A 16,311-nucleotide genomic window follows, 5' to 3' on the forward strand; every position below is an offset into this window, starting at 1 on the left:
TTGAGTGTATCGCGATCCAGTGGGACCGGATTCATCCGGGAAGGCGGTGTTCCTGGGGATAAAGATGCTGTGAATGTCCCGGCCCCTTCGCGAATGAATTCGCTCCCATGGGTTTTACGCCAGCCTTGAGTGTATCGCGATCCAGTGGGACCGGATTCATCCGGGAAGGCGGTGTTCCTGGCGATAAAGATGCTGTGAATATCCCGGCCCCTTCGCGAATGAATTCGCACACAGGATATGCCTCAGCCCTCCCGGCTCAAGGCGGTCCTAAGGGATACAAATAAAACGCGATACAAATAAAAAGGGAAGCCAGACCCTCGTCTGCTTCCCTTTTTTCACCACGGTGAAGCTTTAGATCACCTGGATAATCGCCTTGCAGACGGTGTCGATGTTGCTCTGGTTCAGCGCTGCGACGCAGATGCGACCGGTGTCTAGGGCGTAGATGCCGAACTCGTTACGCAGGCGATGCACCTGTTCAGTGGTCAGGCCCGAGTAGGAGAACATGCCGCTCTGACGACCCACGAAGCTGAAATCCTGGCCCGCAGGGTTGTTGGCCAGACGCTCCACCATGGCCTGGCGCATGCCTTTGATGCGCACGCGCATCTCACCCAGTTCTTCTTCCCACTTGGCCCGCAGTTCCGGACTGTTGAGCACCGCAGCAACGATGGTCGCACCATGCGTTGGCGGGTTGGAGTAGTTGGTACGGATCACGCGCTTGACCTGGGACAGGACGCGAGCGGTCTCTTCTTTGGAGTCGGTGATGATCGACAGCGCGCCGACACGTTCGCCGTACAGCGAGAAGGATTTGGAGAACGAGCTGGAAGCGAAGAAGGTCAGGCCGGATTCCGCGAACAGGCGAACTGCAACCGCATCTTCGTCAATGCCGGTACCGAAGCCCTGATACGCCATGTCCAGGAACGGCACGTGGCCTTTGCTCTTGACCACTTCCAGGACTTTTTTCCAGTCGTCCAGCGTCAGGTCTACGCCGGTCGGGTTGTGGCAGCAAGCGTGCAGCACGACGATCGAGCCGGAGGGCAGATTCTGCAGGTCTTCAAGCATGCCGGAACGGTTCACGTCATGGCTGGTCGCATCATAGTAGCGATAGTTCTGCACCGGGAAACCGGCAGTTTCAAACAGGGCGCGGTGGTTTTCCCAGCTTGGATCGCTAATGGCCACGACGGCATCAGGACGCAGTTGCTTGAGGAAGTCAGCACCGATTTTCAGTGCACCGGTACCACCCACGGCCTGAGTGGTCAGGACGCGGCCCGAAGCGATCAGCGGCGAATCGGCACCCAGCAGCAGTTTTTGTACGGCCAGGTCGTACGCCGCGATGCCGTCGATCGGCAGGTAGCCACGAGGAGCGTGTTGAGCCACGCGAATATTCTCTGCTTCGGCAACGGCGCGCAGAAGGGGAATGCGGCCTTCTTCGTTGCAATAGACGCCCACGCCAAGGTTGACCTTGGTGGTGCGGGTATCGGCGTTGAATGCTTCGTTGAGGCCCAGGATTGGATCGCGTGGTGCCATTTCGACAGCGGAGAACAGGCTCATTGTTGTGGCGGCTCTGTGTGAGGGGTGAGGGGAAACCCGCTCTGAACCGAATGCGCCAGAGCGGTGCACAATCGGGGAGTCAGTATAGAGACCATCGCCGACCGGGGCGACAGTCGGTGACGGGTTTTTCCGGGTTTTTTGCAGTTGTTTGTCGGCCTCTGGTCATATGGCAACCGGCATCCTGTAACGGGGCGCAGCAATAGATGTCGATTCAGCAGGTTTAAAGTCGTGGGTTGAAAGCTGGTGATGGCGACTCCATCTGTAGTCTCATCACTTCATATTCTGTACGACTGATCCGCTAGCGGGTCAGACGCACGCCGTTCTTTGGTTTTCGCGCTGTGGCTTGCGTGAGCCTGTATGCGCGTAAACCACCAAAGAGGTACGTCATGTCCGAGTTTCAGCTCGTAACCCGTTTTGAGCCTGCTGGTGATCAGCCAGAGGCTATTCGCCAACTGGTCGAAGGGATCGATGCCGGCCTGGCGCACCAGACCCTGCTGGGGGTGACCGGCTCAGGCAAGACATTCAGCATCGCCAATGTCATCTCGCAGGTGCAGCGCCCCACGTTGGTGCTCGCGCCGAACAAGACCCTGGCCGCGCAGTTGTACGGTGAGTTCAAGGCATTTTTCCCGAACAACGCCGTTGAGTATTTCGTCTCTTATTACGATTACTACCAGCCTGAGGCCTATGTGCCGTCGTCGGACACCTTCATCGAGAAGGATGCGTCGATCAACGACCACATTGAACAGATGCGTCTGTCTGCAACCAAGGCGCTGCTGGAGCGCAAGGACGCCATCATCGTCACCACGGTGTCGTGCATTTATGGTCTGGGCAGCCCGGAAACCTATCTGCGCATGGTCTTGCACGTCGATCGGGGCGACAAACTCGATCAGCGCGCCTTGTTGCGTCGTCTGGCTGACCTGCAATACACCCGCAATGACATGGATTTCGCCCGGGCCACGTTCCGGGTGCGCGGTGATGTGATCGATATCTACCCGGCCGAGTCGGATCTGGAGGCGATTCGCATCGAGCTGTTCGACGACGAGGTAGAAAGCATTTCCTCGTTCGATCCGCTGACTGGCGAGGTGATCCGCAAGCTGCCACGCTTTACCTTCTACCCCAAGAGCCACTACGTCACACCTCGGGAAACCCTGGTCGAAGCGATGGAGGGCATCAAGGTTGAGTTGCAGGAGCGTCTTGAGTACCTGCGGACCAACAACAAGCTGGTTGAAGCTCAGCGCCTTGAGCAGCGGACCCGTTTCGACCTGGAAATGATCCTGGAACTGGGTTACTGCAACGGCATTGAAAACTACTCGCGCTACCTGTCAGGACGCCCTTCGGGCGCGCCGCCGCCGACGTTATACGACTACCTGCCAGCGGATGCGCTGCTGGTCATTGATGAATCCCACGTCAGCGTGCCGCAGGTCGGTGCCATGTACAAAGGCGACCGCTCCCGTAAGGAAACCCTGGTGGAGTATGGCTTCCGTCTGCCGTCGGCACTGGATAACCGGCCGATGCGGTTTGACGAGTGGGAAGCGGTCAGCCCGCAGACCATCTTTGTTTCGGCGACACCGGGTAACTACGAGGCTGAACACGCGGGTCGTATCGTCGAGCAGGTTGTACGGCCAACCGGTCTGGTAGACCCACAAATCGAGATTCGTCCGGCGTTGACTCAGGTGGATGACTTGCTCTCGGAAATCACCAAGCGTGTGGCGCTGGAAGAGCGTGTGCTGGTCACCACGCTGACCAAGCGCATGTCCGAGGACCTGACCGATTACCTGGCCGACCACGGCGTGCGGGTTCGCTATCTGCACTCGGACATCGATACGGTGGAGCGCGTGGAGATTATTCGCGACCTGCGGCTAGGGACTTTCGACGTGCTGGTGGGGATCAACCTGTTGCGCGAAGGTCTGGATATGCCGGAAGTGTCGCTGGTGGCAATTCTTGACGCTGATAAGGAAGGTTTTCTGCGCTCCGAGCGCTCGCTGATCCAGACCATTGGTCGTGCGGCCCGTAACCTCAATGGGCGGGCGATTCTCTATGCGGACCGCATCACCGGCTCCATGGAGCGTGCGATTGGCGAAACCGAGCGCCGTCGTGACAAGCAGATCGCCTTCAACCTGGCCAATGGCATTACGCCAAAAGGCGTGTTCAAGGATGTTGCCGACATCATGGAAGGCGCCACCGTGCCGGGCTCGCGCAGCAAGAAGCGCAAAGGCATGGCCAAGGCAGCGGAAGAAAGCGCCAAGTACGAAAACGAATTGCGCTCACCCAGCGAGATCACCAAGCGTATTCGTCAACTGGAAGAAAAGATGTACCAGTTGGCCCGCGACCTGGAGTTCGAAGCTGCGGCGCAGATGCGCGACGAAATCGGCAAGCTGCGTGAGCGGTTGTTGACCGTATAGCGGTTTGGGGGCTGGAGCCTATCCTGTGGGAGCCGGGCTTGCCCGCGATACATGAGACGGTGCTAGAAGACATTCCGCGTTATCGTTTATCGTCGGAATGCCGCCCAGAGCAAGCTCAGCTCCCACATGATCACTGGCCCCTGTTAATATTCACGGCTTGTTTGACCTATTTCGGGATTTTTCATGACCACCGTTCGTACCCGCATCGCGCCTTCGCCTACCGGCGACCCTCACGTTGGCACGGCCTACATAGCGCTTTTCAACTACTGCTTCGCCAGGCAGCACGGCGGTGAGTTCATCCTGCGCATCGAAGATACCGATCAACTGCGTTCGACCCGCGAGTCGGAGCAGCAGATTTTCGACGCGTTGCGCTGGTTGGGTATCGAGTGGAGCGAAGGTCCGGATGTCGGCGGTCCGCACGGTCCGTATCGGCAGAGCGAGCGGGGCGATATTTATCAGAAGTACGCTCAGCAACTGGTTGAACTGGGTCATGCTTTCCCGTGTTTCTGCACCGCTGAAGAGCTGGATCAGATGCGTGCCGAGCAAACCGCTCGTGGCGAAACGCCGCGCTATGACGGCCGTGCCTTGTTGCTCTCCAAAGAAGAAGTCGCGCGTCGTCTGGCGGCGGGCGAGCCTCATGTGATCCGCATGAAAGTGCCGACCGAGGGCGTTTGCGTCGTGCCGGACATGCTGCGCGGTGAAGTCGAAATCCCGTGGGACCGCATGGACATGCAAGTCCTGATGAAGACCGACGGCCTGCCGACTTACTTTCTGGCCAACGTCGTCGACGATCACCTGATGGGCATCACCCACGTACTGCGCGGCGAAGAGTGGCTGCCATCGGCGCCCAAGCTGATCCTGCTTTACGAATACTTCGGCTGGGACAAGCCCCAGCTGTGCTACATGCCGCTGCTCCGTAACCCGGACAAGAGCAAACTGTCCAAGCGCAAGAACCCGACCTCGGTCACGTTCTACGAGCGCATGGGTTTCATGCCTGAGGCGATGCTCAACTACCTGGGGCGCATGGGCTGGTCGATGCCTGACGAGCGCGAGAAGTTCTCTCTGGAAGAAATGGTTGAGCACTTTGATCTGTCGCGGGTTTCTCTGGGCGGTCCGATTTTCGACATCGAGAAGCTGTCATGGCTCAACGGCCAGTGGCTGCGTGAACTTCCGGTGGAAGAGTTCGCGTCGCGCCTGCAGCACTGGGCGCTGAACCCTGAATACATGATGAAGATCGCACCGCACGTGCAGGGCAGGGTGGAGACCTTCAGTCAGGTCGCACCACTTGCCAGTTTCTTCTTCGCCGGTGGCGTGACGCCGGACGCCAAACTGTTCGAGCACAAGAAACTGTCTGCAGATCAGGTGCGTCAGGTCATGCAGTTGATTCTGTGGAAACTGGAGTCCCTGCGTCAGTGGGAAAAAGACCGGATCATGGGCTGCATCCAGGCTGTCGTCGAGCATCTGGAGCTCAAGCTGCGTGATGCCATGCCGTTGATGTTTGCCGCGATCACCGGGCAGGCCAATTCCGTCTCGGTGACTGACGCGATGGAAATCCTGGGCCCGGATCTGACCCGCTTCCGCTTGCGTCAGGCGCTTGATCTGCTGGGTGGCGTCTCGAAGAAAGAAAACAAGGAATGGGAAAAGCTTCTGGGCGCTATTGCCTGAAGCAATGCCCGTGCCTGTCAGTCCCCCGGTTTTCCGGGGGCTGAATGGTAAGTGGTTGTATTACCGACAAAAAACTTTCGAAATTGTAAAAAATAAATTTGACAGCTCTGCGACTCACGCTTAACATGCGCCCCGTCCACTGATGTGGGGCTTTAGCTCAGCTGGGAGAGCGCCTGCATGGCATGCAGGAGGTCAGCGGTTCGATCCCGCTAAGCTCCACCAAATTTAGAGTTTCAAAGCTCGGCTACACTGCTTTGAAACGATGCAAAAATGACCGGATCCAGCGCCGATCATCAGCATCCAGAAGGTTTAGTCCCCTTCGTCTAGTGGCCTAGGACACCGCCCTTTCACGGCGGTAACAGGGGTTCGAGTCCCCTAGGGGACGCCATTTTAAAGTGCATCATTTGAAAGTGATGTGAGCCGCGAGGCGATAAATCCGGGGCTTTAGCTCAGCTGGGAGAGCGCCTGCATGGCATGCAGGAGGTCAGCGGTTCGATCCCGCTAAGCTCCACCAATTTTGCCAGGGTTTGCTAACAAGCGAATCTGCTCGAAGGTTTTGCGTCCCCTTCGTCTAGTGGCCTAGGACACCGCCCTTTCACGGCGGTAACAGGGGTTCGAGTCCCCTAGGGGACGCCACGATTTCTCGCTCTGCGAGACCAAGGGTCATTCGATTATTGAATGGCCCTTTTGTTTTTCTGGCGTTTGATAAAACGACTCTTCCCAATATCCCCGTTCCCCCGCAGGAAGGGCTCCGGCGTCCCTGATACGGCGCTCTCGCGCAAGCCGCGCACCTGTAGGAGCCAACTTGTTGGCGAGACGTCGGTCCTGCATGGTCAGCAATTGCGCCTAGCCAACAAGTTGGCCTTCATCAAACATAAAATAACTAGCTGAATTTAAATGCTTTTTCTGTAGGAGTGAGCTTGCTCGCGATTACGTCAGCACAGGCATTATATGCACCGACTGACAGACCGAATCGCGAGCAAGCTCACTCCTACGGGTCCCATGTTTGCTGCTCGACAGCGCGGTGTCAGGGGCGCAGCGCTACCTCCTACAGAAAATGCATTTCAATTCAGTGTTGTGCAGTTCATATCACTAGCATTCGACCACTTCTCTTCGTCGCTTTGGTTACACTCACTCGCACCTACAACCAGCAACGCAGGAGCAAGCATGGTCTGGGATTTGACAACGCCTTTTGTGATCGACCTCAATGTGGCAGCAGACGATATAGACGGGCTGGGGCACGCCAATAACGCGGTGTACGTCACCTGGCTGGAGCGCTGCGCCTGGCGTCATTCGCAGCAGTTAGGGCTGGACCTGAGTGAGTATCGTCGTCTGGATCGGGCCATGGCGGTGGTTCGGCATGAGATCGATTACTTGGCCAGCGCCTATCAGGACGATGAACTGGAGTTGGCAACCTGGATTGTCGATTGGGACAAACGCTTGAAAATGACTCGACGTTTTCAGCTACGCCGCCCCCGTGATGGCATGACGTTGTTGCGCGCTCAGACCACTTTTGTCTGCATCGAACTGTCCAGCGGCAAGCCTAAACGCATGCCTTTAGAGTTTATCGAGGGGTATGGCGTCGCCATTGCAGATCCCCTGGTTTCCAATCCCGCCAGCGCGCCGTAAACTGCCGGACTTTTTTTCGAGTGTGACCCATGCAAATTGCTCTGGCGCCCATGGAGGGACTGGTTGACGACATCCTGCGCGATGCGCTGACAAAAGTCGGCGGGATCGACTGGTGCGTGACCGAATTCATCCGGGTGTCCGAGCGCTTGATGCCGGCTCATTACTTCTACAAGTACGCTTCCGAGTTTCACAAAGGCGCCAAGACCGACGCGGGTACGCCGCTGCGCTTGCAACTGCTGGGCTCTGATCCGGTTTGTCTGGCGGAAAACGCCGCGTTTGCCTGTGAGTTGGGCGCGCCGGTACTGGACCTGAACTTCGGTTGCCCGGCCAAGACCGTCAACCGTTCCCGTGGCGGCGCGATTCTGCTCAAAGAGCCTGAGCTGCTGCATTCCATACTGAGTCAGGTGCGCAGCGCTGTGCCGAAGCACATTCCGGTCACTGCGAAAATGCGCCTGGGCTACGAAAACACTGATGGTGCGCTGGATTGCGCCCGGGCGCTGGCTGACGGCGGAGCGGAGCAGATTGTCGTGCATGCCCGTACCAAGGTCGACGGCTACAAGCCGCCGGCCCACTGGGAATGGATTGCCCGGATTCAGGAGGTGGTCAAGGTGCCGGTGGTCGCCAACGGGGAAATCTGGACCGTGGATGACTGGCGTCGCTGCCGGGAAATCTGCGGCGCTCGGGACATCATGATCGGTCGCGGGCTGGTAGCGCGGCCTGATCTGGCCCGACAGATTGCCGCCGCGCAGAAAGGTGAAGAGGTTGTGCCGATGACCTGGGCTGAGTTGCAGCCCATGCTGCGGACCTTCTGGTTGCAGTGTCTGGACAAGATGACCCTGATTCAAGCGCCTGGCCGACTCAAGCAGTGGCTGGTGCTATTGACCAAAAGCTACCCTGAAGCGACGCAGATGTTTGATGCATTACGCCGTGAAACCGACTGTCAGCGGATCAGTGTTTTGCTCGGTGTCAGTGCCGACGAACGGTCATAAAAAATTTGAAAATATACTCTTGAAAAGCTTTTGGGCGACCCTAGTTTGGGGATTACGCGATGCCGAATTCGGGTCGCGGATTAAACCACTCGCTGTTTACAGGAGATTTATCATGACTACTGCATTTTCTCTGGCCCCTCTGTTCCGTAGCTCTGTGGGCTTTGATCGTTTCAATGACCTGTTCGAGGCTGCTGCCCGCAATGAGTCCGCTGGCGGCTATCCTCCTTACAACGTCGAGAAGCATGCGAATGACCAATATCGCATCGTGATCGCGGCCGCAGGTTTCGTTGAAGAAGACCTTGAGCTTCAGGTCGAGAAGGGCGTGCTGACTGTTTCGGGCGGCAAGCGTGAAAATACTGCTGAGGGCGTGACTTACCTGCATCAGGGTATTGCTCAGCGGGCTTTCAAATTGTCGTTCCGGCTGGCTGATCACATCGAAGTGCAGAACGCTGGTTTGTCCAACGGCTTGCTGAACATTGATTTGCTGCGTCTGGTGCCTGAAGAGGCCAAAGCCAAACGCATTCCGATCAACGCGCAGAAAGTCCTGAACAGCTGATTGTTCAGTTGCCAGCAAAAGAAGGCGCCTTTATGGCGCCTTCTTTCGTTTCTAAGGATTCAACTGACTTTCTTTAAATAACATCTCGGGCTGCTTCAAGCGTTTTTCGAATGCGCTCAAGGTCAGCGGTTCGCTGAACAGATAGCCCTGATATAAACGACATCCCAACTGCTCAAGAAACTCCAGTTGCAGGGATTGCTCAACACCTTCGGCAATCACCGTCAGGTTCAGGCTCTGGGCCATTGCCACGATTGCTCGGATGATTTCCGCGTCATTGGGGTCAGTGGTCGCGTCGCGGATGAACGACTGGTCAATTTTCAGCGCATCCACGGGCAAGCGTTTGAGGTAGGTAAGGGATGAGTAGCCGGTGCCGAAATCATCCATGGCAAAGCTGACACCGAGCTTTTTCAGCTCATGCATCTTGGCAATGGTTTCGTCCAGATTCTGAATGACGATGCCTTCAGTGATCTCCAGCTTGAGCAAGTTGCTCGGCAGGCTGTTGATGCGAAGACAGCGTTTGACGCGATCAACGAAGTCGGTCTGCCGGAACTGGCGGGGGCTGATGTTGACGCACAGACTGAAGTGCCGGATGTCGACCAGTTTGTCACGCAGCAGTTTGCTTGCCGTCCGGCAGGCTTCCTCAAGAATCCAGGCGCCTACCTCCAGAATCATTCCGCTCTCTTCCAGTATCTGGATGAACTGGTTAGGAGGCAGGTTCCCGGTTTCGGGGTGCTCCCAGCGCAACAGGGCCTCCGCGCCAATGATGCGGTTGAGGCGAGTGTCCACTTGCGGTTGATAACACAGGCTGAACTCCCCGCGTGGCAACGCCATGCGCAGATCATTCTCCATGCGCAGGCGTTCACTGGCCGCTTTTTGCATCGAATCATGAAACAGCTGTGTGGCATTGCGGCCCGAATCCTTCGCCCGGTACAGCGCGATATCGGCGCGTTTGAGCAGGTCGGCGCTGGTCAGGCCATGGTCGGGGATCAGTGCGATACCGATACTTGGCGTGATTTGCAGGCGTTGATTGTCCAGAAACATCGGCTGGGCGAGCAGGGCGCGAAGCATGTCGGCCAGTTCCAGTACCTGGTCGGTCACATCGTCGCGACTACCTTCCAGTCCGCTGATCAGTACCACGAACTCATCGCCGCCCAGTCGCGCCACGGTGTCTTCCATGCGCACGCTCGCTTCAAGCCGGGCGGTTACAATCTTCAGCACGCTGTCACCCACTGGATGGCCCAGCGAGTCATTGATGTGCTTGAAGTGATCCAGGTCCATGAAAAGAAGAGCGCCACGCAGATTGTGGCGTTGCAGCAGGATTATTTGCTGGCTGAGACGATCCATGAGCAATGCCCGGTTGGGCAGGTTGGTCAGGGAGTCATGATAGGCCAGGTGCTGAACCTGCTCCTGGGCGCTCTTCAGCTCGCTGATATCCCGCGCATTCATCAGCAGGCATTCGACATCGTTGAGGGTAATGGTTTCGACCGACACTTCAGCGGTGACGTGGGAGCCGTTCTTGTGACAGCCGGTCATTTCCCGGTGATGAACCCGGCCATTTTCTTGCAGATCGCGAATCAACTGCTCACGTTGTTCAATGTGAGCCCAGATGCCCAGCTCGGCGACAGTACGGCCGAGCACTTCGTCAGGGGTAAACCCCATCAATCGGCAAAAGCCTCCGTTGACCTCCAGGTAACGGCCACTGATGCGCTCGGTGATGGTGATTGCGTCAGGACTGGAGTGGAATGCTTTGGCGAACTTCTCTTCGCTGGCCTTCAAGGCGCGTTCGGCGCGCAGGTGCGCGCTGTTGTCCATGAAGGTGCTGAGCAAATAAAGCTGACGCTCCAGTTCGACTTTCAATGCGCTGAAGGTGCCTTCAATCAGTCGGCCGTCGCGTGCGCGCAATCGCACATCCAGCCTCACGGGCTCGTCCTGGGCCATGACTCGTCTGACCAGGCTGTTGCGGTGTTCGGAATCGTCCCATAATCCCAGGTCTACACCTGTCCGACCAATGCTTTCGGCTGCGGGCCAGCCGAGCATTGTTTCGAACTGGCGATTGACCTCGCAGATTACTCCGCTGTCGATGGCGGACAGGATCACCACGTTGGGGCTGAGATTGTAGAGCGTTGCAAAACGCTTTTCGGATTCGCTCAGCGCCGCGGCATGGCCGGAGGGCTGAAAGGTGTTGCTATCTGCAAGTTCTGGCATGGGATCACGCGCCTGTAAGTAATAAAGGCAGTAATACGATCTTTAGCATCAGGAGCTTTCAGCATTGGCCAGCCTGGGCATCTAGCAGCGCCATGAATGCCCGGGCCGCATTGGACAACGTACGCTCCGTGTGAAGTATGTAGCCTAGCTGACGACTGAGCTGTATGCCCGGTAATGGAATACGCGCCACCTGTTCATCGAGCATAGTCCGTGGCAGCACGCTCCATGCGAGGCCGATGGACACCATCATTTTGATGGTTTCCAGATAGTTGGTGCTCATGGCGATATCCGGCTTCAGCCCTTGTGCTTCGCACAGTCCGCTGACGATGTGATGGGTAAACGTGTTGTTGCCGGGAAATACCGCCGGATAGCCGACGACGTCCTGCAAACTCACCGGGCCGCTGTTGGCCAGTGGGTGTTCAGGAGCGGCAACGAAGTCCAGCGGGTCGTCCCAGACTGACACGGCCTTGATCAGCGTGTGAGGATCCGGGGCCAGAGTGATGACTGCCAGCTCGGCGCGGCCATGAAGGATTTCCTCATAGGCGACCTCTGAATCCAGGAACTGAATGTCCAGCGCGACTTCAGGATAACGTCGGGTGAACTCCCGGAGCAGCGGGGGCAGACGGTGCAGGCCGATGTGATGACTGGTTGCCAATGTCAGACGGCCGGTCACTTCACCCGTCAGATTGGTCAGTGCACGCCGGGTATCGTCCAGCACATTCAGAATCTGATAAGCCCTGGGCAGCAAGGCTCTACCAGCCTCGGTCAGGCTGACTTCCCGGCCCAGCCGGTCAAACAGCCGCACGTTCAACTGCTGTTCCAGCCCCGCTATACGCTTGCTGATAGCGGGCTGGGTCAAGTGCAGGTGTTCACCTGCTCCAGAAAAGCTGCCGGTTTCGGCGATGGCGATAAAAGCATTGAGGTTAGCCAGATCCATCTCAGATTCCAGTTGGTTATCCAAAGTATAAAAATTATGAATTTGAGTTATTTAAGCATATTTCGTAGCATGTCCGTACAAGCCAAAGGGTCATCCGGTTGTTTAAGATCGCCCGGCAGGCGAGCGTGAAAACTGATTTCACGACGACCTGGAAGGCATAGAAATAACAAGCTGATGAGGATTCGCCTGATGGCCGGCAAAACGTTGTACGACAAGCTCTGGGATTCGCACGAAGTAAAAAAACGTGACGATGGCTCGTCGCTCATTTACATCGATCGTCACATCATCCATGAAGTGACTTCGCCACAGGCCTTTGAAGGTCTGCGTCTGGCGGGCCGCAAGCCATGGCGCATCGACGCCAACATTGCGACCCCGGACCACAACGTACCGACCACTCCGGAACGTAAAGGCGGTATCGAAGCCATTGCCGACCAGGTGTCGCGTCTTCAGGTGCAGACCCTCGACGACAACTGCGACGAGTACGGCATTACCGAATTCAAAATGAACGACGTGCGTCAGGGCATCGTTCACGTGATCAGCCCGGAGCAGGGCGCGACCTTGCCGGGCATGACGGTGGTGTGTGGTGACTCCCACACTTCTACTCACGGCGCATTTGGGGCGCTGGCTCACGGTATCGGCACTTCAGAGGTTGAGCATGTGCTCGCCACTCAGTGCCTGGTGGCCAAGAAAATGAAAAACATGCTGGTTTCCGTCGAGGGCAAATTGCCCGTCGGCGTGACAGCTAAAGACATTGTGCTGGCGGTGATCGGCAAGATCGGCACCGCAGGCGGCAACGGCCATGCGATGGAGTTTGCGGGCAGCGCGATCCGCGATCTGTCGGTTGAAGGCCGTATGACCATCTGCAACATGTCCATCGAGGCGGGCGCTCGCGTCGGTCTGGTGGCTACCGATGAAAAGACCATTGCCTACGTGAAGGGGCGTCCTTTCGCACCTAAAGGCGAGCAGTGGGAGTTGGCAGTAGAAGCCTGGAAAGACCTGGTTTCCGATGCCGACGCGCACTTTGATACCGTGGTCAAACTCGACGCCGCGCAGATCAAACCGCAAGTCAGCTGGGGTACTTCTCCTGAGATGGTGCTGGCCGTTGATCAGAACGTTCCGGATCCGGCTCACGAAACTGATCTGGTCAAGCGTGGTTCCATTGAGCGTGCATTGAAGTATATGGGCCTCAAAGCCAATCAGGCCATCACTGACATTCAGCTGGATCGCGTATTTATTGGTTCCTGCACCAACTCGCGTATCGAGGATTTGCGTGCTGCGGCTGAAATCGCCAAAGGTCGCAAGGTGGCTTCGACTATCAAGCAGGCGATCGTTGTGCCGGGCTCCGGGCTGGTCAAGGCGCAGGCGGAAAGCGAAGGTCTGGACAAGATCTTTCTCGAGGCCGGTTTCGAATGGCGTGAGCCAGGTTGCTCGATGTGTCTGGCGATGAACCCGGACCGGCTGGAAAGTGGCGAGCATTGCGCGTCCACCTCCAACCGCAACTTCGAAGGTCGTCAGGGTGCCGGTGGTCGTACTCACCTGGTCAGCCCGGCGATGGCTGCAGCCGCAGCGGTCAACGGTCGTTTCATTGATGTTCGCGAACTGATTCAGCACTAAGGAGCCCAGCATGAAAGCCTTTACTCAGCACACCGGCCTTGTCGCTCCTCTGGATCGTGCCAACGTCGATACCGACCAGATCATTCCCAAGCAGTTTCTCAAGTCGATCAAGCGCACCGGCTTCGGTCCAAACCTGTTCGACGAATGGCGTTACCTGGATGTCGGGCAACCGTATCAGGACAACTCCAAGCGGCCTTTGAACCCTGATTTCGTGCTCAACGATGCTCGCTATCAGGGTGCCAGCGTGTTGCTGGCCCGGGAAAACTTCGGCTGCGGCTCAAGCCGTGAGCACGCGCCGTGGGCACTGGACGAGTACGGTTTCTGCGCGATCATCGCCCCCAGTTATGCCGATATCTTCTTCAACAACAGCTTCAAGAACGGCTTGCTGCCGATCATTCTCGACGAGGCTGAAGTTGATGAACTGTTCAAGCAGGTTGAAGCCAACGAAGGTTACCAGTTGACCGTCGACCTGGCGGCCCAGACGGTCACTCGTCCAGATGGCAAGGTATACAGCTTTGAAGTCGATGCGTTTCGCAAGCACTGCCTGCTTGAAGGCCTGGATGACATCGGTCTGACCCTGGTAGATGGCGAAGCGATTGCCAGTTTCGAAGCGAAGCACCGCGCCAGCCAGCCGTGGTTGTTCCGCGGTTGAGATTGAAGGCTTGGAATGCATTCCCATGTGGGAGCTGGGCTTGCCCGCGATAAGAACACCGCGGTCTATCCTGAAACGCGTCCAGCCGTATCGCGGGCAAGCCCAGCTCCCACAGGTTCAGCGCTACCAGGATTATTTGCGATTACCCAAAAGGACAACCTCCATGACCACAGCCCACACTCAAGTCGTAAAACGTCAATTCGGTGAGCAGGCCTCCGCCTATCTGAGCAGTGCCGTGCACGCCCAAGGCACCGAATTTGCGCTGCTACAGGCCGAGGTGGCGGGGCGCAGCAGTGCGCGGGTACTGGATCTGGGGTGTGGCGCGGGGCATGTGAGCTTCAATGTCGCGTCGGCAGTCAGCGAAGTGGTGGCGTATGACCTTTCGCAGCAAATGCTCGATGTCGTGGCCGCTGCAGCGCAGGAACGTGGGCTGACGAATGTCAGTACTGTGTGCGGCGCTGCGGAAAGTCTGCCTTTTGAGGATGGCGAGTTCGATTTCGTGTTCAGTCGCTATTCGGCTCACCACTGGAGTGATCTGGCGCCAGCCCTGCGTGAAGTGCGCAGAGTACTGAAACCGGGAGGCGTTGCCGCTTTTATCGACGTTATGTCTCCAGGCAGCCCGTTACTGGATACCTACCTGCAAAGTGTGGAAGTGCTGCGTGACACCAGCCACGTGCGCGACTACTCCGCCGCCGAGTGGCTGCGGCAGGTCAGCGAGGCGGGCCTGTTCACCCGCAGTCACAGCCGTCAGCGTCTGCACCTCGAGTACAACTCCTGGGTAGAACGCATGCGCACTCCGCAAGCCTTTCGGGTCGCGATCCGGGAGTTGCAGCAGGCTATGGGCGCAGAAGTGCGCGAATATTTCGAGATTACCGCTGACGGCTCGTTCAGCACCGATGTGCTGGTGTTATGGGCCGAACGCTAACTTTTTTCCGTTCAGTAGACGAAGAGGCGCTGATCAACAGTGCCGTTACAAAAATTTGAGGATGTTATGAGCAAGCAGATTCTGATTCTCCCAGGCGACGGTATTGGTCCGGAAATCATGACCGAAGCGGTAAAGGTTCTTGAGCTGGCCAACGAAAAGTATCAACTGGGCTTCGAACTCAGCCACGATGTGATCGGCGGCGCGGCCATCGACAAGCATGGCGTGCCACTTGCCGACGAAACGCTCGAGCGTGCCCGCGCTGCTGACGCAGTATTGCTGGGGGCTGTGGGCGGCCCGAAATGGGACGCCATCGAGCGTGATATCCGCCCAGAGCGCGGCCTGCTGAAAATCCGTGCGCAACTGGGCCTGTTCGGCAACCTGCGTCCAGCCATCCTGTATCCGCAACTGGCTGATGCCTCCAGCCTCAAGCCTGAAATCGTTGCCGGTCTGGACATTCTCATCGTCCGCGAACTGACGGGCGGTATTTATTTTGGCGCGCCGCGTGGCAGCCAGACCCTGGAAAACGGCGAGCGTCAGGCCTACGACACGCTGCCGTATAGCGAGAGTGAGATTCGCCGCATTGCTCGCGTCGGTTTCGACATGGCACGTGTACGTGGCAAGAAGCTGTGCTCGGTGGACAAGGCCAACGTTTTGGCATCCAGCCAGCTGTGGCGTGAAGTGGTCGAGGAAGTCGCCAAGGACTATCCGGATGTCGAGCTAAGTCACATGTACGTCGACAACGCCGCCATGCAACTGGTGCGTGCGCCGAAGCAGTTTGATGTGATCGTCACCGATAATATGTTCGGCGACATTCTGTCCGACGAAGCGTCGATGCTCACCGGCTCCATCGGCATGCTGCCGTCGGCCTCGCTGGACGCCAATAACAAGGGCATGTATGAGCCTTGCCATGGCTCGGCACCTGACATCGCGGGCAAAGGCATTGCCAACCCGCTGGCGACCATCCTTTCCGTGTCGATGATGCTGCGTTACAGCTTCAATCTGACCGACGCTGCCGACGCCATTGAAAAGGCCGTAAGCCTGGTTCTGGATCAAGGCTTGCGCACTGGCGACATCTGGTCGGCGGGCAATGCGAAGGTCGGCACGCAGGAAATGGGCGACGCTGTAGTCGCCGCGCTGCGCAATCTGTAATATCTTCGGCCCGCTTCATTATCGGCCATAGTAAAAACGT

General features: G+C 57.4%; 11 protein-coding genes, 4 tRNA genes and 1 pseudogene. 13 read left to right on the plus strand and 3 right to left on the minus strand.

Annotated elements, in window-relative coordinates:
- Positions 1 to 351: 351 nt before the first annotated feature.
- Complete coding sequence (locus tag RX972_RS08145) at positions 352 to 1,548, minus strand: amino acid aminotransferase (protein ID WP_122806012.1); 1,197 nt, start codon at positions 1,546 to 1,548, stop codon at positions 352 to 354.
- 386 nt (positions 1,549 to 1,934) lie between these two features.
- On the opposite strand from RX972_RS08145, the gene uvrB reads away from it, so the two are divergent.
- The 9 genes from uvrB (at position 1,935) to RX972_RS08190 (ending at position 8,789) form a co-directional block, all read left to right on the plus strand.
- Positions 1,935 to 3,950 (plus strand): excinuclease ABC subunit UvrB, encoded by a 2,016-nt coding sequence (uvrB, locus tag RX972_RS08150; RefSeq protein WP_099270791.1) that lies wholly within the window; start codon positions 1,935 to 1,937, stop codon positions 3,948 to 3,950.
- Between the two features lie 183 nt (positions 3,951 to 4,133).
- The gene (gene gltX, locus RX972_RS08155; protein WP_263267444.1) at positions 4,134 to 5,615 is read left to right on the plus strand and encodes a glutamate--tRNA ligase; all 1,482 of its coding nucleotides are present in this window, start codon (positions 4,134 to 4,136) and stop codon (positions 5,613 to 5,615) included.
- 146 nt (positions 5,616 to 5,761) lie between these two features.
- Positions 5,762 to 5,837: transfer RNA gene (locus RX972_RS08160), tRNA-Ala, on the plus strand.
- 90 nt (positions 5,838 to 5,927) lie between these two features.
- Positions 5,928 to 6,003 (plus strand) — tRNA-Glu (locus tag RX972_RS08165).
- A 50-nt stretch (positions 6,004 to 6,053) separates the two neighbouring features.
- Positions 6,054 to 6,129, plus strand: a tRNA-Ala gene (locus RX972_RS08170).
- A gap of 46 nt (positions 6,130 to 6,175) precedes the next feature.
- Positions 6,176 to 6,251 (plus strand) — tRNA-Glu (locus tag RX972_RS08175).
- A gap of 531 nt (positions 6,252 to 6,782) precedes the next feature.
- Complete coding sequence (locus RX972_RS08180; protein ID WP_027900864.1) at positions 6,783 to 7,244, plus strand: acyl-CoA thioesterase; 462 nt, start codon at positions 6,783 to 6,785, stop codon at positions 7,242 to 7,244.
- Between the two features lie 29 nt (positions 7,245 to 7,273).
- Positions 7,274 to 8,233, plus strand: a complete 960-nt coding sequence (locus tag RX972_RS08185; RefSeq protein WP_027900865.1) for a tRNA dihydrouridine synthase — start codon at positions 7,274 to 7,276, stop codon at positions 8,231 to 8,233.
- A gap of 112 nt (positions 8,234 to 8,345) precedes the next feature.
- A complete protein-coding gene (locus RX972_RS08190) occupies positions 8,346 to 8,789 on the plus strand; it encodes an Hsp20 family protein (RefSeq protein ID WP_316873949.1) in 444 nt (147 codons plus the stop codon).
- Positions 8,790 to 8,840: 51 nt separating this feature from the next.
- On the opposite strand, the pseudogene RX972_RS08195 reads toward RX972_RS08190, so the two are convergent.
- Both RX972_RS08195 and RX972_RS08200 read right to left on the minus strand, forming a co-directional pair.
- Positions 8,841 to 10,940 (minus strand): annotated as a pseudogene (locus RX972_RS08195) (putative bifunctional diguanylate cyclase/phosphodiesterase); the annotation flags it as partial.
- 112 nt (positions 10,941 to 11,052) lie between these two features.
- Positions 11,053 to 11,931: a LysR family transcriptional regulator gene (locus RX972_RS08200; protein ID WP_122708798.1), complete on the minus strand. Its 879-nt coding sequence runs from the start codon at positions 11,929 to 11,931 to the stop codon at positions 11,053 to 11,055.
- Between the two features lie 189 nt (positions 11,932 to 12,120).
- Between RX972_RS08200 and leuC the strand changes: the two genes are divergently transcribed.
- The 4 genes from leuC (at position 12,121) to leuB (ending at position 16,271) form a co-directional block, all read left to right on the plus strand.
- Positions 12,121 to 13,545, plus strand: coding sequence for a 3-isopropylmalate dehydratase large subunit (gene leuC, locus RX972_RS08205; RefSeq protein ID WP_231677256.1), 1,425 nt, complete (start codon positions 12,121 to 12,123; stop codon positions 13,543 to 13,545).
- Positions 13,546 to 13,555: 10 nt separating this feature from the next.
- A complete protein-coding gene (leuD, locus tag RX972_RS08210; RefSeq protein ID WP_027900869.1) occupies positions 13,556 to 14,197 on the plus strand; it encodes a 3-isopropylmalate dehydratase small subunit in 642 nt (213 codons plus the stop codon).
- A 163-nt stretch (positions 14,198 to 14,360) separates the two neighbouring features.
- Positions 14,361 to 15,122, plus strand: coding sequence for a class I SAM-dependent methyltransferase (locus RX972_RS08215; RefSeq protein WP_316873952.1), 762 nt, complete (start codon positions 14,361 to 14,363; stop codon positions 15,120 to 15,122).
- Between the two features lie 66 nt (positions 15,123 to 15,188).
- Complete coding sequence (gene leuB / locus RX972_RS08220; protein ID WP_122396969.1) at positions 15,189 to 16,271, plus strand: 3-isopropylmalate dehydrogenase; 1,083 nt, start codon at positions 15,189 to 15,191, stop codon at positions 16,269 to 16,271.
- Positions 16,272 to 16,311 lie beyond the last annotated feature (40 nt).

This window comes from Pseudomonas syringae group sp. J309-1 (assembly GCF_032582135.1).
Classification (GTDB): domain Bacteria; phylum Pseudomonadota; class Gammaproteobacteria; order Pseudomonadales; family Pseudomonadaceae; genus Aquipseudomonas; species Aquipseudomonas quasicaspiana.